This is a genomic window from Mycobacterium sp. SMC-4, assembly GCF_050205565.1.
Lineage (GTDB): Bacteria > Actinomycetota > Actinomycetes > Mycobacteriales > Mycobacteriaceae > Mycobacterium.
This window is the reverse complement of record NZ_JBNMQU010000014.1, coordinates 126,300-145,658: the sequence shown is the minus strand read 5'-3', so window position 1 is coordinate 145,658 and position 19,359 is coordinate 126,300. Positions and strand designations below refer to the sequence as shown.

Annotated in this window: 17 protein-coding genes; 13 read left to right on the top strand and 4 right to left on the bottom strand. The window is 68.7% G+C overall.

Annotated elements, in window-relative coordinates; all coding sequences use genetic code 11:
- Window positions 1-24: 24 nt before the first annotated feature.
- Window positions 25-3,063 (bottom strand): hypothetical protein, encoded by a 3,039-nt coding sequence (locus tag ACQI46_RS22805; RefSeq protein WP_427096314.1) that lies wholly within the window; start codon window positions 3,061-3,063, stop codon window positions 25-27.
- Window positions 3,064-3,267: 204 nt separating this feature from the next.
- The gene (locus ACQI46_RS22800; protein WP_427096367.1) at window positions 3,268-4,992 is read right to left on the bottom strand and encodes a GAF domain-containing protein; all 1,725 of its coding nucleotides are present in this window, start codon (window positions 4,990-4,992) and stop codon (window positions 3,268-3,270) included.
- A 92-nt stretch (window positions 4,993-5,084) separates the two neighbouring features.
- On the opposite strand from ACQI46_RS22800, the gene ACQI46_RS22795 reads away from it, so the two are divergent.
- The 3 genes from ACQI46_RS22795 to dosR are packed head-to-tail and all read left to right on the top strand — an operon-like array spanning window position 5,085 to window position 7,550.
- Window positions 5,085-6,071, top strand: coding sequence for an Acg family FMN-binding oxidoreductase (locus ACQI46_RS22795; RefSeq protein WP_427096313.1), 987 nt, complete (start codon window positions 5,085-5,087; stop codon window positions 6,069-6,071).
- Window positions 6,068-6,874, top strand: coding sequence for a universal stress protein (locus ACQI46_RS22790; protein WP_427096312.1), 807 nt, complete (start codon window positions 6,068-6,070; stop codon window positions 6,872-6,874). Before ACQI46_RS22795 ends, ACQI46_RS22790 begins: the two co-directional genes overlap by 4 nt.
- A gap of 25 nt (window positions 6,875-6,899) precedes the next feature.
- Window positions 6,900-7,550: a hypoxia response regulator transcription factor DosR/DevR gene (gene dosR, locus ACQI46_RS22785; protein ID WP_427096311.1), complete on the top strand. Its 651-nt coding sequence runs from the start codon at window positions 6,900-6,902 to the stop codon at window positions 7,548-7,550.
- Window positions 7,551-7,560: 10 nt separating this feature from the next.
- On the opposite strand, the gene ACQI46_RS22780 is transcribed toward dosR, so the two are convergent.
- Both ACQI46_RS22780 and ACQI46_RS22775 read right to left on the bottom strand, forming a co-directional pair.
- A complete protein-coding gene (locus ACQI46_RS22780) occupies window positions 7,561-8,553 on the bottom strand; it encodes an Acg family FMN-binding oxidoreductase (protein ID WP_427096310.1) in 993 nt (330 codons plus the stop codon).
- An 82-nt stretch (window positions 8,554-8,635) separates the two neighbouring features.
- Window positions 8,636-10,270, bottom strand: a complete 1,635-nt coding sequence (locus ACQI46_RS22775; RefSeq protein WP_427096366.1) for a glycoside hydrolase family 13 protein — start codon at window positions 10,268-10,270, stop codon at window positions 8,636-8,638.
- Window positions 10,271-10,494: 224 nt separating this feature from the next.
- On the opposite strand from ACQI46_RS22775, the gene ACQI46_RS22770 reads away from it, so the two are divergent.
- Genes ACQI46_RS22770 through ACQI46_RS22725 form a run of 10 tightly spaced genes read left to right on the top strand, consistent with a single transcriptional unit; the run spans window position 10,495 to window position 19,358 of the window.
- Window positions 10,495-11,805: an extracellular solute-binding protein gene (locus ACQI46_RS22770; RefSeq protein ID WP_427096309.1), complete on the top strand. Its 1,311-nt coding sequence runs from the start codon at window positions 10,495-10,497 to the stop codon at window positions 11,803-11,805.
- Window positions 11,802-12,734 (top strand): carbohydrate ABC transporter permease, encoded by a 933-nt coding sequence (locus ACQI46_RS22765; protein ID WP_427096308.1) that lies wholly within the window; start codon window positions 11,802-11,804, stop codon window positions 12,732-12,734. The genes ACQI46_RS22770 and ACQI46_RS22765 overlap by 4 nt, the downstream gene beginning before the upstream one ends.
- Entirely contained in the window at window positions 12,731-13,558 is an 828-nt protein-coding gene (locus ACQI46_RS22760) for a carbohydrate ABC transporter permease (RefSeq protein WP_427096307.1), read from the top strand. Before ACQI46_RS22765 ends, ACQI46_RS22760 begins: the two co-directional genes overlap by 4 nt.
- Before the next feature lie 2 nt (window positions 13,559-13,560).
- Window positions 13,561-14,769: an ABC transporter ATP-binding protein gene (locus ACQI46_RS22755; protein WP_427096306.1), complete on the top strand. Its 1,209-nt coding sequence runs from the start codon at window positions 13,561-13,563 to the stop codon at window positions 14,767-14,769.
- Between the two features lie 10 nt (window positions 14,770-14,779).
- Entirely contained in the window at window positions 14,780-16,042 is a 1,263-nt protein-coding gene (locus ACQI46_RS22750) for a DUF4032 domain-containing protein (RefSeq protein WP_427096305.1), read from the top strand.
- Window positions 16,043-16,100: 58 nt separating this feature from the next.
- On the top strand, window positions 16,101-16,508 hold the full coding sequence (locus ACQI46_RS22745) for a TOBE domain-containing protein (RefSeq protein WP_427096304.1): 408 nt from the start codon (window positions 16,101-16,103) through the stop codon (window positions 16,506-16,508).
- Window positions 16,505-17,248, top strand: coding sequence for a molybdate ABC transporter substrate-binding protein (gene modA / locus ACQI46_RS22740; RefSeq protein ID WP_427096303.1), 744 nt, complete (start codon window positions 16,505-16,507; stop codon window positions 17,246-17,248). Before ACQI46_RS22745 ends, modA begins: the two co-directional genes overlap by 4 nt.
- The gene (locus ACQI46_RS22735; protein WP_427096302.1) at window positions 17,245-18,054 is read left to right on the top strand and encodes an ABC transporter permease; all 810 of its coding nucleotides are present in this window, start codon (window positions 17,245-17,247) and stop codon (window positions 18,052-18,054) included. The genes modA and ACQI46_RS22735 overlap by 4 nt, the downstream gene beginning before the upstream one ends.
- Complete coding sequence (locus tag ACQI46_RS22730) at window positions 18,051-19,139, top strand: sulfate/molybdate ABC transporter ATP-binding protein (RefSeq protein WP_427096301.1); 1,089 nt, start codon at window positions 18,051-18,053, stop codon at window positions 19,137-19,139. Before ACQI46_RS22735 ends, ACQI46_RS22730 begins: the two co-directional genes overlap by 4 nt.
- Before the next feature lie 36 nt (window positions 19,140-19,175).
- Entirely contained in the window at window positions 19,176-19,358 is a 183-nt protein-coding gene (locus ACQI46_RS22725) for a hypothetical protein (protein WP_427096300.1), read from the top strand.
- The last annotated feature ends 1 nt before the right edge of the window (window position 19,359 follow it).

Here is a 19,359-nt window from a genome sequence, read left to right as displayed (position 1 = left end):
CGTCCGCCACTGTCTCCGCGGCTGCTACTCGTTGCCCCAGCGGTCGCGTCCAGCCGGCGCCGTCCCGGTGATCAACGCCCGGGGGATATCGACGTTGGCGATCGGCGCCGCTCCTGAATCTTCCTGCGTGGCTGACCAATCCGTTCCGATGCAGAGCAGGTCGGAGGGCACCGGGATCTCGTTGGGCAACGGGATCGGCAGGCCCGGGACCGACGGAATCGACAGCGGCGAGGGGTTCACCAGATTGGAGAGTCCGGTCGCCACCAGCGGAGTGACCGGGTCCGGCGGCGCCGGGACTCCCACCGATGCCGCACCGACCGCACCCGGGGCGGGCGCCGGCGGCGGCGGGAGGACGCTGGCCACCGACGACGCGGTGTCCTGCACGGCCCGCAGCGCACCCGGCGGGGTGAGCAGGTCGGCGACAGTCAGCGAGCTCCCGGGAGTGCCGGGGGTCGGCGTACCGGGCACACCGGCGCCGGTGTTGACCGGGGTGCCGGGGGTGCCTGGCACCGGCGGGGTTCCGCCGGACACGGAGGTGTTGACCGGGGTGCCGGGCGTCGCCGGCGTCGGCGGGGTTCCGCCGTTGACCGACACGTTGGTCGGAGTCGACGGCGCAGGGGGCGCGGGCGGAGTCCCGGCGCCACCCGACGCGGGGGTCGAGGACGGCGGGGCGGGCGGCGCCGGAGGTGTCGCGCCGGGCACCGAGGTACCGACGGGCGTCCCCGGCGTCGGCGGCGCGGGCGGCGTGACCCCGCCGGCCGGGACCTCGACTCCCCCACCCGGAGCGGGCGGCAGCGGAGGTGCCACGACGCCGGCTTCACCGAAGATCGGGGCGCCAGGGGCCGGAGGCGCGGGCGGCGTACCGCCGGGAACCGCAGCCGCGCCGACACCACCGGGAGCCGGGGGTGCCGCAGCACCGGGAGCCGCGAGACCGGCAGCGCCCTCCACCGGGGCGCCACCACCGGGCAGACCACCGGGAGCCGCAACCCCGGCCGCGCCCTCTACCGGGGCACCACCACCGGGCAGGCCCGCCGGAGCGGCGACACCGGCGTCACCGAAGATCGGTGCGCCCGGAGCGGGAGCGCCGCCACCCACGCCGCCGGCAGCAGCGTCGATGGGGGCCCCGGGGACACCTGGGGCACCGGGAACGTCCGCAGCGACCGGAACCGCAGCAGGACCTCCCGGTGCGGGCGGCGCGGGAGGCGCAGGCACGCCAGCCTCGGTCACCACCGGAACACCCGGCGCACCCGGAGCCGGAGGCACAGCCACACCACCCTCAGTCACCACCGGAACACCCGGCGCACCCGAAGCCGGAGGCACAGCCACACCACCCTCAGTCACCACCGGAACACCCGGCGCACCCGGAGCCGGAGGCACAGCCACACCACCCTCAGTCACCACCGGAACACCCGGCGCACCCGGAGCCGGAGGCACAGCCACACCACCCTCAGTCACCACCGGAACACCCGGAGTTCCGGGAGCGGGTGGAGTTGCAACCTCCACTGACGAAGCACTTGGCGTACCCGGCACACCCGGAGCCGGCGGCGTCGCAATCTCCACCGACGAAGCACTCGGCGTACCCGGCACACCCGGAGCCGGCGGCGACACAACCTCCACCGACGAAGCACTCGGCGTACCCGGCACACCCGGAGCCGGCGGCGACACAACCTGCGCCTCGGTCGAAACGGGCGCGCCCGGAGCGCCTGGGGCTGGCGGTGTCGCCACCTCGACGGAAGACTCAGACGGGCTCGCCGGTGCCGGTGGGGCAGGCGGCGTGAAGGTCTCGATCGTGCTCGCTGAGGGTTCTGCCGGAGCAGGTGGGGCCGGCGGGGTGAACCTCTCGATGGAGCCCTCGACCGGGGTACCCGGAGCCGGTGGCGCAGGCGGGGTCACCCCACCCGAAGAACCCTCCACCGGCACACCCGGAGCCGGCGGCGCAGGCGGCGTCACCCCACCCGAAGAACCCTCCACCGGCACACCCGGAGCCGGCGGCGCAGGCGGCGTCACGGCGCCGGCTTCACCGACGACGGGCGCACCCGGAGCCGGCGGAGCAGGCGGTGCGACATCACCGGCGGCGGCCGCGACGGGCGCGCCCGGAGCCGGAGGAACGGCACCGGCCTCACCGATCACGGGGGCACCGGCCGGCCCGACGGCGCCCGCGGCACCGTCTACCGGCGCGCCGACCACACCAGCGCCGTTGGCGCCGCCACCAGCTCCGGCGCCCCCGGCACCGGCGTCACCGGCAGCAGCAGCAATCGGTGCGCCGGGGACCGGTCCGCCCGGTCCGCCGGCAGCCCCGGCCTGCCCGACAACCGGCGCGCCAGGAGCAGGCAGGGCCGGAGGAGCAGCGGCGGCTACCGGAACAGCTGCGGGGCCGCCGGGTCCGGGAGGCGCAGGAGGAAGCGGTGCGCCGGCCTGGCCGACGATCGGCAGACCCGGGGCCGGCGGGACCGGCGGCGTCGCCACCCCGGCCGGGACGGTGGCCGGACCGCCGGGCGCGGGCGGCACGGGGGGAAGCGCGGCACCCGCCTCGCCCACCACCGGCAGGCCCGGAACCGGCGGAGCCGGCGGCGCAGGGTTGGCCACCGGCGTACCAACCGGCCCGCCGGGAACACCCGGCACCGGGGGTGTCCCGCCGTTGACCGACGTGACGGCAGGACCGCCGGGAGCCGGAGGCGCGGGCGGAACGCCGCCACTGGTCGAACTCGAGACCGGGGCGCCCGGGCCTCCCGGCACCGGGCGCGTGCTCGCGGCTGATGGCGTCGACACCGAGGCCGGCGGACGCGGCGGCACCGGCGGCGTCCCCGCCCGCGACGTACTGGCCGGCGGCACCACCACGGGAGGCTTGGGCTGGCCGGGCCCGGCGGTCAACGACGACGCTGCCTGCTGCAGCGCCTGGGGAATGTCAGCTGGGCGGGACACCATTTGCTGCAAGATGCCAACACACGGAACACCGCCACGGGTCGGCGCGGCGGTTGCCAGTGGGCTCAGCATCGGGGCACTCAAGAACATCCCCGCGCTGCCCATCATGACAACGACGATGCCCTTCTTGGTCCGTGACATGTGCTCCCAGTCCTTCTGCGTCGTGCTGTGCGAATCACTTCGCTTACTGGGCTTACTGAACCGACAATTTGTGAAAACGCCGCCGCGACAATTTGTGCGTTATCAAGCTGTTGCGAAGGAGAAGCGATCCCGTCACCGTCAGGACGCGGTGAGCTGCGGAAACGCGAAACGGCGAAAATTACACGGATGTGGTTTTCGCGTGTCTCACGGCAGCGGGGCGCGCCACGACAGCGTCGTTCCGCCGGAGGGTTCTGCGCGGACTGCAAACGAGCCGCCAACGTCTTGGGCGCGGCGACGAAGGTTGTCCAACCCGCTCGCGGTGATGTTGTCACCGATCCCGCGGCCGTTGTCCGACACTTCGACCGACAAATCGTCGTCGACGGTGACCACGACACTCAGCGCCGACGCGCCGGAATGGCGAACAACGTTGCTGACCGCTTCACGCACCACCGCTTCGGCATGATCGGCCAGCACGGCATCGACGACGGACAGCGGCCCGACGTACTGCACCGAGGTGCGCACGTCCGAGCCGACGAAGTCCGCGACGGCTTCGTCGAGTCGCTGCCGCAGCCGAGTGGCACCGGACGCGCCGCCATGGAGATCGAAGATCGTGGTGCGGATTTCCTGAATCACGTCCTGCAGGTCGTCCACGCATCCGGCGAGACGTTCCCGCACCTCGTCGGAGCGTGCCCGCGCGACCGTGCCCTGCAGGGACAGACCGACGGCGAACAGGCGTTGGATGACATGGTCGTGCAGATCGCGGGCAATACGGTCGCGGTCGGTGATGACGCTCATCTCCCGCATCCGGTGCTGCGCAGTGGCCAGCTGCCAGGCCAGTGTCGCCTGGTCGGCGAACGCCGACATCATGTCCAGCTCTTCGGCTTGAAAGACTTGCGCACCAACCGGTCTCATCGACACGAGCACCCCCGCCACCGCATCGGTGGCACGCAGTGGCAACACCAGTGCTGGTCCGTCACCCATGCCCACTCCGATGTCGATTCCGCTGAACCGTCCGGGAACCCGCCCGACGAACGCATCTCCCACAACGGTTTCTGACACCGCAATACGTGGAAGTGCCGAGGTATCGATGTCGCCCGCAGCAGCGACCACCATCAGCTGCGTGACGTCTTCGACGGCTACGTCGGGATCGACGGGAATGGCCACGAAAGTGGCTTTGGCGCCGCTGAGTTCCTGCACCTTCTCGGCGACCGAACGGAACACCCCTGCAGGATCGGTGCCCGACAACAGTTCGGTGCCGATGTCACGGGTGGCCTCGATCCAGGACTGTCGGCGGCGCGCCGTGTCGTAGAGGCGGGCGTTGTCGATCGCGATCCCGGCGGCCGCGGCGAGTGCCTGCACCAGAACTTCGTCGTCTTCGCTGAACTGCTGCCCGTCCCGCTTGTCGGTGAGGTAGAGATTGCCGAAGATCTCATCCCGAATGCGTACCGGCACACCGAGAAACGTCCGCATCGGCGGATGGTTGGGCGGGAACCCGACCGAGGATGAGTGACATGAAATATCTTCGAGGCGAATAGCTTTGGGCTCGTCCATGAGGACGCCCAGCACACCCCGTCCTTCGGGTAGATGCCCGATCAGCTCACTGGTGGCTTCGTCGATGCCTTCGTAGATGAACTCGATGAGTTCGTGTCCGTCGCCACGCACACCCAGGGCTCCGTACTGCGCGTCGACGAGCTCGATGGCGGTGTGCACGATGGTGCGCAGTGTGCGGTCGAGTTCCAGACCCGACGTGACGGCCAACATCGCCTCGACCAGCCCGTCGACCCGGTCCCGGCCCTTGATGATCTGTTCGACGCGGTCCTGCACCTCGGTGAGCAGCTCCCGCAGACGCAGCTGCGACAGGGTGGTGCGCACCGGCCCCAATCCCCCGGCGTCCGGCTCATCGGTTGTAGCCACCCCCCTATGGTGCACCACTGACCCCGCCCGGTCAGGTGATGACCATTGACTCTGGTGGTCCGCCGGCACCCCAGGCATGGTGGGAGTCGAAGGCAAAGGAGGTCACGATGCCCGCCAGCCGGGTCCCATCTGAAGTCATCCTCGACGCCCTGCAGTTGGCGTGCCGAGCACCGTCGTTGCACAACAGCCAACCGTGGCGCTGGGTCGTCACCTCCGACCAGGTCAAGCTGTTCGCAGACCCTGACCGTCTCCTGCGTGGAGCGGACGCCTCCGGCGGGGAAGCCCTGCTCAGTTGTGGCGCCGCACTGCACCATTTCCGCGTCGCGATGGCGGCCGCCGGTTGGGACACCACCGCCTACCGGTTGCCCGACGAGGACGACCGGCTGCACCTGGCCACCGTGGAGTTCGCGCCGGCACCATCGGTATCCACGGAGCAGAAGCGTCGCGCCGACGCCATCCTGTTGCGGCATACCGAGCGGCTCCCACTCGAGGCGCCGTCTGAATGGATCGCCGGGTACGCCGAAACCCTCAGCACGGCAGGGTCAGTCAGGATCGACCGGCTCGCCGATGAAGACCGCCCGATGGTGGCCGAAGCTTCCCATCTGGCCAATCTCCTGCGCAACGGCGACCCGCTCTACCAGGACGAGCTGGTGTCCACCACTTCGGATTTCGCTTCTCCGGACGCAATCCCACGAACCGCGTTGGCATCTCAGGACCAACAGCGGCACGTCGATGTGGGACGGGCGTTCCCGACCGGATCTGGCCCGCACCGACAGACCCACACCGCTGAGGACCAGTCCGCCATCCTGATCATGTCGACGGTCGACGAGGAACGTGAGAGCGTACTGCGTTGCGGCGAAGCACTTTCCGCGCTGCTCCTCGACGCGACCACCGCCGGGATGGCTACCTGCACCGTCAGCCATGTCACAGAAGTACCGTCGGGACGCGAGGTGGTGGCGGCGCTACTCGCCGATCGACCGTTCCCCCAGGTCCTGGTCCGGGTCGGGCGTGCCGCCACCCTGGATGCTCCCCCTCCGGCGACACCTCGTCGACCGATCGAGGAGGTCGTGGAAATCCACAGGAGCGCGGAATGAACGAACGCACCGGTAGCCCTTGCATCGTCGTCGGCATCGACGGCTCGCCCTCTGCTGTCGATGCCGCCCTGTGGGCTGTCGACCACGCCGTCGCCGACGGGCTCCCTCTCCGGCTGGTCTATGTGATCGAGCCGTCCGAGGACGGCGAACGGCCAGACCCGCAAGATCAGGCCCGACGGCTCGCGACGGCCGAGCTGGCGATCCGCTACGCAGTGACCGCGGTGGAATCCACCGAGAAAGGTGTCGACATCGATATCGCGGTTCTACACGGCCCGCCGGTGCGCGTTCTGCTCGAAGCGGCTCGGGCGGCCACGCTGCTGTGCGTCGGTTCGCGCGGACTGCGTCATGCCACCCGTGGTCGCATCGGATCCACCGCAGCCGCGGTGTCGGCCGCCGCCCACTGCCCGGTCGCCGTCGTGCGCGCACACCGCCCGCACAGCGCTCACCAGCGCAGCGTGGCCGTCGAGTTCAACGACGTCTCCGCCGGCCCTGCGGTCGTCCGGCACGCACTGGAGGAAGCTCATCGGCGCAGCGCCCCGGTGCAATTGATCGCCCCACCCCGCGTGTGTGCCGAGATCCAGGCGCAGGGGTCGCGTCAGTTCTCCCAGTGGACGCGTGACTACCCCGACCTCGACATCAGTCCGGTGAGTTGCGCCCACACCCTCGACTACCTGCGCCATCACGCCGATTCCATCCAGCTGCTGGTGGTCGGCCGCGACCGGGCAGGCGGGGTGGCCGATGTGGTCGGCGCGCCCGGCAATGTCGCACTGCGCGACACCGATTGTTCGATACTGGTCGTGTGAACCCCACGCAGACTGGAGTCCCATCGTGGTGAAGGTGTTCCTGGTCGACGATCACGAGGTGGTCCGGCGGGGGCTGATCGATCTGCTGGGCGCCGATCCGGACCTCGAAGTCGTCGGTGAGGCCGGCTCGGTGGCCGAAGCCCTTGCCCGTATCCCCGCCACCCAACCCGACGTGGCCGTGCTCGATGTCCGGCTGCCCGACGGCAACGGCATCGAACTGTGCCGCGACCTGTTGTCGCAACTACCGGACCTGCGCTGCCTGATGTTGACGTCGTTCACCTCCGACGAGGCGATGCTCGACGCCATTCTGGCCGGTGCCAGCGGCTACGTCGTCAAAGACATCAAGGGCATGGAGCTGGCGCGCGCGATCAAGGAGGTCGGCGCGGGGCGGTCCCTTCTGGACAACCGCGCCGCCGCGGCGCTGATGACCAAGCTGCGCAGCGACGACGAACGCGCCGATCCGCTGTCGGGCCTGACCGACCAGGAGCGCGTCCTGCTCGATCTGCTCGGCGAGGGACTGACCAACAAGCAGATCGCCGCCCGAATGTTCCTCGCCGAGAAGACGGTCAAGAACTACGTGTCGCGTCTGTTGGCCAAGCTCGGTATGGAGCGGCGCACCCAGGCGGCGGTGTTCGTGTCCAAACTCGACCGTCACCGCCGCCCCGGCGACGGCTGAGCGGGCCCGTTCAGCCGATCGGCGCTCCGTCGAGCGTCGTCATGATCTCCGACAGATCCCGCCGCGGAGTCGACGGCAGCGGGTCAGCGTTGACCGGCGCCCAGCCGATGCGCAACATCATCTGCGGGTGTGCGTCCGTTCCGAAAACATCGGCGCGCACCGTCGACCGCGTCTCGGCCACCTCCAACGGCTCGGTGATCGGGCAGCAGGCCAGCCCCTGGGCCGTGGCGGTCAGCATCACGATGCTGGCGGCCTCACCGGCGCGCAGCTGCGCGAGGCGATCGTCGGCGACGGTACCGAGCGCGACCACCACGGCGTTGTCTTCTCCGGGGTGGACTCCGGGCGGCTGGGCGAGCACGCCACCGGCAAACGACCGCACCGGGATCGGCCCGGTGCCGTCGGGTCCGGGGACGCTGCGTGCGGGCACACCGGCTGTGGACGCGTAGCGTCCGCTCCACGTGGTCAACTCGGCCAGGTACTCGGGGTCGGCCAGGTGCCGCGAGGCGGCGGCAGTGACCAACTGGCGCAACGCCTGCAGATCGTCGATGCGACGCAGGATGACACCTGCGCGTGCGGCGCGCGCGCCCATCAACGCGATGTCGCCGCCGGGTACCGGCCAGGCGCTGTAGTGACGACGGTCCGTGCGTCGGCGGGGAATCGCCGCGGCCAGGGCCACGTCGAGGTCGGCAGCCGGGTACGGGTACAGCTCGAGTGCGGCCAGATGGTCGGCATCGGCCGGGTCCGGAAACCGCCGGATCTTGGCTTGCCAGCCCAGCGCAGCCAGCGCGACCACGCAATGATGCAGTGCCGCACCGCAACTGAGCATCAGATCACGGCCGTCCGGGTCGGTGTGCGTCAGGAGCAGGTCGCGGTTGGCGTAGAGGTGAAGGCTGTGCTCGCCCACCTTCCACTGCCACGGCTGGGAGTTGTGCACCGATGGTGCCCGGCCGGCCAAAGCCAGCGCCGAGCGCACCGTCTCGGCATCGGGGAAGATTTCGTCCATCGACTCGACCGTCCTTCGCAGTTCGTTGGTCACCTACCAGGGTGCGCTGCCGAATGCGGAGCCGACGAGGGCACAAAGACCTCTACCTGGTCACCCCCGGTCGCAACCAGACTGCCGTGTCCGGCGGCAGAACGTTTCCGACGGCCGGAGCCGAAGCCACCGCCACCGTCATGTCGGCAGGCAACGAAACGTCGTGCTCGCCGGTGTTGACCCAGCACTGCGCGTCGCCACGCCGGAACGCCGCGACATCGGCGCCGATGTCGAGCCAGTGCACCGGTCCGGCGTCGCGCCACAGCGACGGCCGCAGTTGCAGCGCGCGCCGGTACAGGTTCAGCGTCGAGTCCGGATCCCGGTCCTGCGCCTGGACGCTGTGCTGCGCCCAGTGCGTGGGCTGCGGAAGCCAGGTCACCGCGTCCGGGCGCGAGGCGAATCCGTACGGTACGTCGGTTTCCGTCCACGGCAACGGAATTCGGCATCCGTCGCGGCCGACGTCGGTGAATCCGGACTGCACCCACGTCGGATCCTGACGCACTTCGTCGGGTAGATCCTCGATCTCTTCGAGGGCCAGTTCCTCGCCCTGGTAGACGTAGGCCGTTCCCGGCAGCGCCAGTTGGACCAGAGCCGCCGCACGGGCACGCCGACGGCCGAGTTCGTGATCGGGGTCCTCGTCGGCCCAGCGTCCGCGTTCCCAGTCGGTTTCGATCAGGTGGGTGGGTTGCGAGCGCGCGAACCTGGTGACGGTGCGGGTGACGTCGTGGTTGGACAGCACCCAGGTCGGGGGTGCGCCGACCGTCGCCGCGGCGGCGATCGCGTCGTCGATGACCTCGTGCAACACCGCTGCCCGCCAGGGTGTCCGCAGGAAATCGAATTGGAAAGCGGTGTGCAGCTCATCGGGGCGCAGGTAGCGCGACAGCCGTTCATTGCCGTCCACCCACGCCTCGGCGATGAAGATGCGTTCGGGGGTGTAGCGGTCGGCCACCGCCCGCCACCCGCGGTAGATGTCGTGCACGCCGTCCTGGTCCCACGCAGGATGACCGGCGCGGTCCTGCACGAGTGACTGTGCGGTGTCCACAGATTCGTCGGCGTCGGGCAGCCCGGCCTGTTTCACCAGTCCGTGCGCCACGTCGATGCGGAACCCGTCGACCCCGCGGTCGAACCAGAAAGCGAGGATGTCCTCGAATTCGGCACGCACTTCGGGATGGTCCCAGTTGAGGTCGGGTTGGCCGGGGGCGAACAAGTGCAGGTACCACGCGCCGTCGGCGAGCCGCGTCCATGCCGGACCACCGAAGACGCTCTGCCAGTTGTTGGGCGGCTGCGCGCCGTCGGGCCCGCGGCCGGCGCGGAAGTGGTAGCGATTCCGTGCACCGGGCTCGTCGGCCAGCGCGGCGCGGAACCACGCGTGCTGATCGGAGGTGTGGTTGGGCACGATGTCGAGCAGCACCCGGATACCCGCGGCGTGGGCGTCGGCGATCAGTTGCTGGGCATCAGCCAACGTCCCGTACGCGGGTTCGATGTCGCGGTAGTCGGCGACGTCATATCCGGCGTCGGCCATCGGCGACGGATACCACGGGTTGATCCAGATCGCGTCGACACCCAGGCCGGCCAGGTACGGCAGACGCTCTCGCAGCCCGGCGATGTCGCCGATGCCGTCGCCGTCACCGTCGGCGAAGCTGCGGATGTAGACCTGGTAGACGACGGCTGTCTGCCACCACGACATGTCTGCAGCGGGCACGACTCTCCTTCACGGCTGCTGGGATGCTGAGCCACCAGCCTTGCGGGCCGCCCCCGGTGTGTCCACTTGGTCGCTCTCCTCGGCGGGCCGATCCCCCACCGAACCTGTGAGGTGTGACACACTCGACGGGTATCGAATGTGCTGCCCGTGGCCCTCATCGAAGGCCACGGTTTCATATACGAGGGACAAACTTCATAAACGAGGACGTGATGAGACGAAACCTGTTCGCCCGCGGGCGACGGCGTCGCGCAATCGCGCTGGCCAGTGCGCCTCTGGTCGCCGCGACGCTGTTGTCCGGTTGCGGCAGCGAGGGCGGCCCCCCGACGCTGACGTGGTACATCCTCCCCGACAACGGTGGCTCGGTCACCCGGGCGCAGGAATGCGCCGACGCCTCCGGCGGCGCATATCAGGTGCGTATCGAAGCGCTGCCCAGCACGGCGACCGCGCAACGTGAACAGATGGTGCGGCGGCTGGCGGCCGGGGACTCCTCGATCGACATCGTCAGCCTCGACGTCGTGTTCACCGCCGAGTTCGCCAACGCCGGATTCCTGCGGCCCTACAGCGCCGAGGAGACCCAACGATTGACCGCCGGCATGCTGCCGGCTCCCGTGCAGACAGGTACCTGGGACGACCAGGTCTACGGCGTGCCCTACAAGTCCAACGCGCAACTGCTCTGGTACCGCAAATCGCATGCCGCGGCGGCCGGGGTGGATCCGGCCAGCCCCACCTTCACGTGGGACGAGATGATCAAAGCCGCTGTGGGGCAGAACAAGAAGGTTGCCGTACAGGCCCAGCGGTACGAGGGCTACACCGTGCTGATCAACGCGTTGATGCTCTCCGCCGGCGGGGAAATGCTGCAGAACGTGGAGGCCGGGCGCGACGCCACGCCGTCGATGGCCAGCCCCGCCGGCGACAAGACCGCACAGATCATCGGCAACTTGGCGCGCTCCACCGCCGCACCCACCGACATGTCGAACGCGTCGGAAGAGCAGGCCCGCGCGAACTTCCAGTCCGATCAGGGCATGTTCATGGTGAACTGGCCCTACGTGCTGGCCGCGGCCCGCACTGCGGCGCAAGACGGGACGTTGCCCCAGCAGGTCGTCGACGACATCGGCTGGGCGCGGTACCCGCGGGTGGCGCCCGACCGGCCCAGCGCTCCGCCGCTGGGTGGCGCCAACCTCGGGATCGGGGCGTTCACCGAACATCCCGACGAAGCCGTCGCGTTCGTCGAATGCGTCAACGCGCTTCCGAAAGCCACGCAGTACATGCTCGACGAGGGTGAGCCGTCGCCCTACGCGGCGACCTACGACGACCCGGAGTTGCGGGCCGAGTACGAGAACGCCGACCTGATCCGGGAATCCATCGCCGAAGGCGGGCCGCGACCACTGTCGCCGTTCTACACCGACATTTCCGGAGCGGTGCAGCAGACCTGGCATCCGCCGGCGTCGGTGAATGCCGAAACCCCGGAAAGGACAGACCAATTCATGGCTGACGTGTTGGCGGGGAGGCGGCTGCTGTGACCACATTGCAGACCCCACCGCTACAGAAGGAACCGGGCAAGGCCGCGCTCAGTGAGCGCGCCAAAGGGGAACGGCGGCTCGGTCTCTACCTGACGGCGCCGTCGTACCTGGTGATGCTGCTGGTCACCGCCTACCCGCTGGGCTACGCGCTGGTCCTGAGCCTGTACAACTTCCGCCTGACCGACCCGGAGGGGCGCCGCTTCGTCGGACTGAGCAACTACGGCGTCGTCCTCACCGACCCGGTCTGGTGGAACGACTTCGTCACCACGCTGGCGATCACCGTCGTCACGGTCGCGATCGAACTCGTGCTGGGCTTCTGGTTCGCGTTCGTGATGCTGCGCATCGTGCGCGGTCGCGGACCGTTGCGCACCGCGATCCTGATCCCATACGGGATCGTCACGGTCGTCTCGGCGTTCATCTGGCGCTACGCGTTCGCCATCGACTCCGGTTTCGTCAACCAGTGGCTCAACCTGACCGACTTCGACTGGTTCGGTGACCGGTGGTCGGCGATCTTCGTCATCTGCCTGTCCGAGATATGGAAGACCACACCGTTCATCTCGCTGCTGCTGCTGGCCGGCCTGGTGCAGGTCCCGGAGGACATGCAGGAGGCCGCCAAGGTGGACGGCGCCACCGCGTGGCAACGATTGTGGAAGATCACGCTGCCGAACATGAAGGCCGCCATCATGGTGGCACTGCTGTTCCGCACGCTCGACGCCTGGCGGATCTTCGACAACCCGTACGTCATGACAGCCGGCGCCAACAACACCGAGACGATCTCGTTCCTGGCCTATCGACAGAACGTCACCCTGGTCAATCTCGGTATGGGATCAGCGGTCTCGGTGCTGTTGTTCCTGTCCGTGGTGGCCATCGCGTGGGTCTTCATCAAGGTCTTCAAAACCGACCTCTCGCAAGTCAGGGGTGACCAGTGACCAAGAACACGAAGTGGTGGACGATCGCCGGCATCGTGATCGTCATCTACAGCTTCGCGCCGATGCTGTGGATGATCAGCTTGGCCTTCAAACCGCCGTCGGACATCGTCTCTGGTAACCCGCAGTTCCTTCCGAGTACGTTCACGCTGGACAACTTCGCGCAGATCTTCAGCCAGCCGTTGTTCACCCGGGCGCTGATCAACTCGATCGGCATCGCCGTCATCGCAACCGTCATCTCGGTGATCATCGCGATGTTCGCCGCGTATGCGATTGCGCGGCTGGATTTTCCGGGCAAGAAGGTGCTGCTGTCGCTGGCGTTGGGTATCGCGATGTTCCCGCAGGCGGCTCTGGTCGGCCCGCTGTTCGACATGTGGCGCGGCCTGGGCATCTACGACACCTGGCTCGGCCTGATCATCCCCTATCTGACTTTCGCGCTGCCGCTGTCGATCTGGACGATGTCGGCGTTCTTCCGTCAGATCCCGTGGGAGATGGAGTACGCCGCACAGGTCGACGGCGCCACCCAGTGGCAGGCGTTCCGCAAGGTGATCGTGCCGTTGGCCGCGCCAGGGGTGTTCACCACGGCCATCCTGACGTTCTTCTTCTGCTGGAACGACTTCCTGTTCGCGATTTCGTTGACCTCCACCGACAATGCCCGCACGGTCCCTGCCGCGCTGGCGTTCTTCCAGGGGGCGTCGTACTTCGAGTCCCCCGTGCCCTACATCATGGCGGCGTCGGTCATCGTGACCATCCCCGTCGTCATCTTGGTCCTCATCTTCCAGCGGCGCATCGTCGCCGGTCTGACCTCCGGAGCAGTGAAGGGATAGCCATGGCAGCAATCACCCTGCGCAACATCGTCAAGAAGTACGGTGACGGCTATCCGGCCGTCAACGACGTCAGCCTCGACATCGCCGACGGCGAGTTCATGATCCTGGTCGGGCCGTCGGGGTGCGGCAAGTCCACGCTGCTGCGCATGATCGTGGGCCTGGACGACATCACCTCCGGCGACCTGTTGATCGGCGACCGCAAGGTCAACGACAAGGCACCCCGCGAGCGCAACCTCGCGATGGTGTTCCAGAACTACGCGCTCTACCCGCACCTGACGGTGTTCGAGAACATCGCGTTCCCGTTGCGCTTGGCGGGCAAGCTCTCCGACGACGAGATCCGCAAGCGGGTCACCGACGCCGCCGACACCCTCGAGCTCGGTGAACATCTGGACCGCAAGCCCGCCAACCTGTCCGGCGGTCAGCGCCAGCGGGTGGCCATGGGGCGTGCCATCGTCCGCGAGGCCGACGCGTTCCTGTTCGACGAGCCGTTGAGCAACCTGGACGCGAAACTGCGCGGGCAGATGCGCACCGAGATCCTGCGGCTGCAACGGAAACTGGGCGTCACCACCGTCTACGTCACTCACGACCAAACCGAAGCGATGACGCTCGGCGACCGGGTTGCCGTCCTGAAAAAGGGTGTGCTGCAACAGGTGGCGAGCCCACGCGAGCTCTACGACCAGCCGGTCAATCTGTTCGTCGCCGGCTTCATCGGTTCACCGCCGATGAACTTCGTCCCGGCCCGGGTGCAGGGCGACCAGATCGAGTTGCCGTTCGCCACGATTCCGTTGCTCGACGAGTGGCGCAGCGCGCTGGGCGAAGGCAAGGACGGGGCGGTCTACATCGCCGGGATTCGGCCGGGGGCCTTCGAGGACGCCGAGTTCGTCGACGCCGAGAAGAAACAGCGCGGTGTCACCTTCGATGTCTCGATCGACGTCACCGAGTGGCTGGGAAACGAGCAGTACGCGTTCGTGCCGTTCGAAGCCTCCGCCGAGATCTCCGACCAGCTCGAACAACTGGCCAAGGATCTCGACAGCGAGCAGTTGCGCAGTCAGATCGTCGTCGAGCTGGACCCGATGAGCCGGGTCAGCGCCGGCGACAGCGCGACCCTGTGGCTGGATTCGCGGCGCCTGCACCTGTTCGATCCGCAAACGGGCGAGAACCTGACAAGGGTCGGCGAGTCGCGCGGACGGCACGCCGCACCGACGGGGTAAGCACACGGCGATGGCCGCTCCCGAGTTGCGGTTGCGGGCGCCGCGTCCGGGACTGGTCGCGCTGCCCTGGGAGCGCGCCCTCGCCGACTGGGGCGAGCCCGACGTTGTGCTGCGCACGTTGCCGGTGGGGCCCAGCCGGCACCTGGTCAGGTTCGTCGAGTCCGACGGGGCGTTGTGGGCACTCAAGGAACTCCCGCCGCGGATCGCAGCACGCGAGTACGACGTGCTCCGCCGGGTCGAGGCCATGGGTCTCAACTCCGTCCGGCCCGCAGGCGTGGTGATCCAGCCGGACTTCGACACCGCGATCCTGGTCACCCACTACCTCGAGTCGTCGTGGCAGTACCGCCGACTGTTCATGCGGTTGCCGCCTGACGCGCGCAAGCATCGGTCCCGGTTGTTCGACGCGTTGGCCACCCTGCTGGTGGAGCTGCACCGGCATGGTGTGTTCTGGGGTGACTGCTCGCTGGCCAACACGCTGTTCATCCGCGACGGGCAGGTTCTGCAGGCGTTCCTGGTCGACGCCGAGACCAGTGAGGTACACCCCAGCCTGTCGAACGGCCAGCGCAGCCAAGACATCGAGATCACCGTCGAGAACGTCGCCGCGGGGCTGCTCGACGTCGCGGCCAGCATCGACCGGTACGACCTCGAACCGGAGTTCCTGCGGGAGGCGCTCGGGTTGCGCGAACGCTATGAGCAATTGTGGGAATTGCTGCACGCCAAGCCGACTTTCGGTTTCTCGGACCGCTTCCGCGTGGAAGGCACCATCCGCCGGCTCAACGAGTTGGGTTTCGTTGTCGACGAGGTGTCGCTGCAGCCGGTCAGTTCGGGTACCGACGAACTGCGTCTGCACGTCGCGGTGGGCGACCGCAGCTACCACGCGACCGAGCTGCGGCGCCTGACCGGAATGAACGTCGGGGAGGGGCAGGCCCGCATCCTGTTGGGTGATCTGCACGCCTATCGCGGTCAGCTGTCGCAGGAGGCCGGCTACGACGTGGACCTTCCCACAGCCGCCAAGCTGTGGTTCATGGAAGTGGCCACCCCGACGATGCATCGCGCACATCAAGCGATCGGCGCAACCGGCTCCCCGATCCAGGCGTACTGCGATCTGCTGGAGGTGCGCTGGCTGCTCTCCGAGCAGGCGCAGCGCGACGTCGGCACCGAGCAGGCGCTGCAGGCGCTGTCCCGCCAGGCCGTGCCCGATGAGTCGGCTGCTCAGCTGCGGGTGGTGGAGATCCCCACCGAGCCGTTCTCGGTGCTCGACGAGGATGACTGATGCCGCACATTCGGACCGCGCCAGCCTATTTCTCCGCATCTGCGGATAGAGTATGGGCATGGTGCCTGCGCTCCGGATCAAAGAGGCCGCGACGCTCCTCGGTGTCAGCGACGACACGGTGCGCCGCTGGATAGACAGTGGAGCGCTGACGTCGTCGAAAGACGACGCGGGCCGCAAGGTGATCCCCGGCGATGTGCTGGCGGAGTTCGCGCGCGAGCATGCGGCGCCACCTCCCGATCTCCTGGGTGTCGGCAGCTCCGCGCGCAATCGGCTGGTCGGTTTGGTCACGAAGGTCACCGCCGACCGGGTGATGAGCGAGGTGCAGATGCAGTGCGGTCCTTTCACCATCGTGTCGTTGATGAGCAGCGAGTCCGTGAAGACCCTCGGATTGGAGCCGGGCGTGGTCGCGGTCGCCGTGGTGAAGGCGACGACGGTGATCGTGGAGACGCCGGTGGGCAGCTCATGAGGCGCTGGCTGTGCGCTGTGGTGGCCGCCGTGGTGTTGGCCGGTTGCTCTTCGGCGCAGCAGGACTCCCCCACTGTCACCGTGTTCGCCGCGGCGTCGTTGAGAGCCACCTTCACCGAGTTGGGCGAGGTCTTCGAAGAACAGCACCCGGGCACGACGGTGTCCTTCAACTTCGCCGGCTCCTCCGACCTCGTCGCTCAACTCGTCCAGGGCGCGCCGGGCGACGTGCTCGCCACTGCCGACACCGACACCATGGGCGCTGCGGTCGACGCCGGCCTGGTCTCCGACGCCCCGGTGGACTTCGCGGCCAACGTCTTGACCATCGTGACCGCGCCCGGGAACCCCAGGCGTATAAGTCGTTTCGCCGACCTGGCTGGACGGGACCTCCAGGTCGTCGTGTGCGCACCGCAGGTGCCGTGCGGGTCCGCCACCGAGGCGGCCGAGCAGGCCACAGGCATCATGTTGCGCCCGGTCAGCGAAGAATCCGCTGTCACCGATGTCCTGGGCAAGGTGACCTCCGGCCAGGCCGACGCGGGGCTGGTCTACGTGACCGATGCACGCGCTGCCGGCGACAAGGTCGACGTCGTGCCGTTCGCCGAATCCGGCGCCGCGGTCAACACATATCCCATCGCCACGCTGGCCGGTTCCCGCGACCACCGGGCCGCCGGACAGTTCGTCGAACTGGTCACCGGCCCGCGCGGCCGAACCGTCCTCGCCGCAGCGGGATTCACCACCCCATGATCGGGCGCCGCACCGCCGGGGATGTGACAGTCGGATTGCCGTCCTGGCTTTACGTGCCCGCCGCCGCGGGTGCGGTGTTCGTGATCCTGCCGCTGGTGGCGATGCTCACGCGGATCGACTGGGCGCACTTCATCCCGCTGATCACCTCGGAGTCGTCGCAGTCGGCACTGCGGTTGAGCCTCCAGACCGCCGCGGCGAGCACCGTCGTCTGCCTGGTGGTGGGCGTGCCCATGGCAATGGTGCTCGCGCGCAGCAGATTCCAGGTTCTGAAATACCTGCGACCGCTGATCCTGTTGCCGTTGGTCATCCCGCCCGTGGTCGGCGGCATCGCGCTGCTGTACACATTCGGGCGCCAAGGCCTGCTCGGCCGGGAACTCGACGTGCTGGGTGTCCGCATAGCCTTCACCACCGCAGCCGTGGTACTAGCGCAGTCGTTCGTGTCGCTGCCGTTCTTGGTGGTCAGCCTCGAAGGTGCACTGCGTTCGGCCGGTTCGCGCTACGAGCAGGTGGCCGCGACCCTCGGCGCGCGACCGACCACAGTCCTGCGCACGGTGACTGTGCCGCTGGTGCTTCCCGGGTTGGCCTCGGGAACGGTGTTGGCTTTCGCCCGGTCGCTCGGCGAGTTCGGTGCGACGTTGACGTTCGCCGGATCGCTGCAGGGCGTCACACGCACACTGCCTTTGGAGATCTACCTGCAGCGCGAAACCGACGCCGACGCCGCAGTAGCGCTGTCGGTGCTGTTGATCGCGGTGGCCGCGGTGGTGGTGCTCGCCACCGGCGGCCGGCGCCTGGGCGGCTCCCTGTGAGCGGCGTGGCCGTGCGGGCACGACTCGACCGCCGCAACCTCGATGTCGAACTCGCCGTCGACGACGGCGAGGTGCTCGCGGTACTCGGCCCGAACGGAGCCGGCAAATCCACGGTGTTGCAGATCATCTCCGGGTTGGTACAACCGGATGCCGGCCGCGTGCAGCTCGGTTCCCGGGTCCTGACCGACACCGACGCCGGGACCTTCGTTCCCCCGCACGCCCGCGGGGTGGCGATGCTGTCTCAGCAACCGTTGTTGTTCCCCCACATGACCGTCGCCCGCAACGTGGCCTACGGACCGCGCTGCACCGGCAAGCCGCGGGCCCTCGCGCGAGAGGTCGGGCACCGCTGGCTTGACGCCGTCGGGGCGGCCGATCTGGCCGACCGCCGCCCCGCCCAGCTGTCGGGCGGACAGGCCCAACGGGTGGCGCTCGCGCGGGCGTTGGCCACCGAGCCGGCGCTGCTGCTGCTCGACGAGCCGATGGCCGCGCTCGATGTGACGGCCGCTCCCTCCCTGCGGCGGCTTCTGCGCACCGTGTTGCGCGACGCACGTCGCACCGCCATCGTCGTCACGCATGACGTGATCGACGCGTTGGCCATCGCCGACACGGCGATCGTCATCGAAGCCGGCAGGATCGTCGAGCACGGACCCGTTCGACAGGTCCTGACCGCACCCCGCAGCGCCTTCGCCGCGCGGATGGCCGGGGTGAACCTGATCTCCGGTACCGTCGCCTCCCCGGGGGTCCTCAGAACAGCGTGGGGCACCGACCTTTCCGGACGGGGGGACGTCGAGACGGGCGCGCCGGCCGTCGCGGTGTTTTCACCGACCGCCGTGGCTGTCCACGCCGAGCCGCCGCACGGCAGTCCCCGCAACGTCTTCCCGGTGACCATCGGCGACATCGACGTCCAGGGAGCCGTGGCGCGAATCCGGAGCGGTCAGCTGCCCGACGGCGGCACCGGACCGGCCGCCGACATCACCCCGGCCGCCGTGGCCGACCTCGACCTGCATCCGGGAAATACCGTGTACTTCGTGGTGAAGGCGCAAGAGGTCGCGATTCACCAGGCGGACGCACGCCACGATGCATGACGAAACCGGTTGGTGGGTATCGCCGAAGTCGTAGCCATGACGACTTCAGGAGGATCGGTGCAGGACTGCTCGGGGAGTGGACGCCGCGTGGAGAACGAGCCCAACGCCAGTGCGGCGACGTGCCCGGTCTGCGGCCGGGAGGTTCCGGTCGAGCCGGAGGAAACCCCCGACGGTCTGGCTTTCGTCGTCGCGCCGCACGAACGTGCCGTCGCCGGCTGAC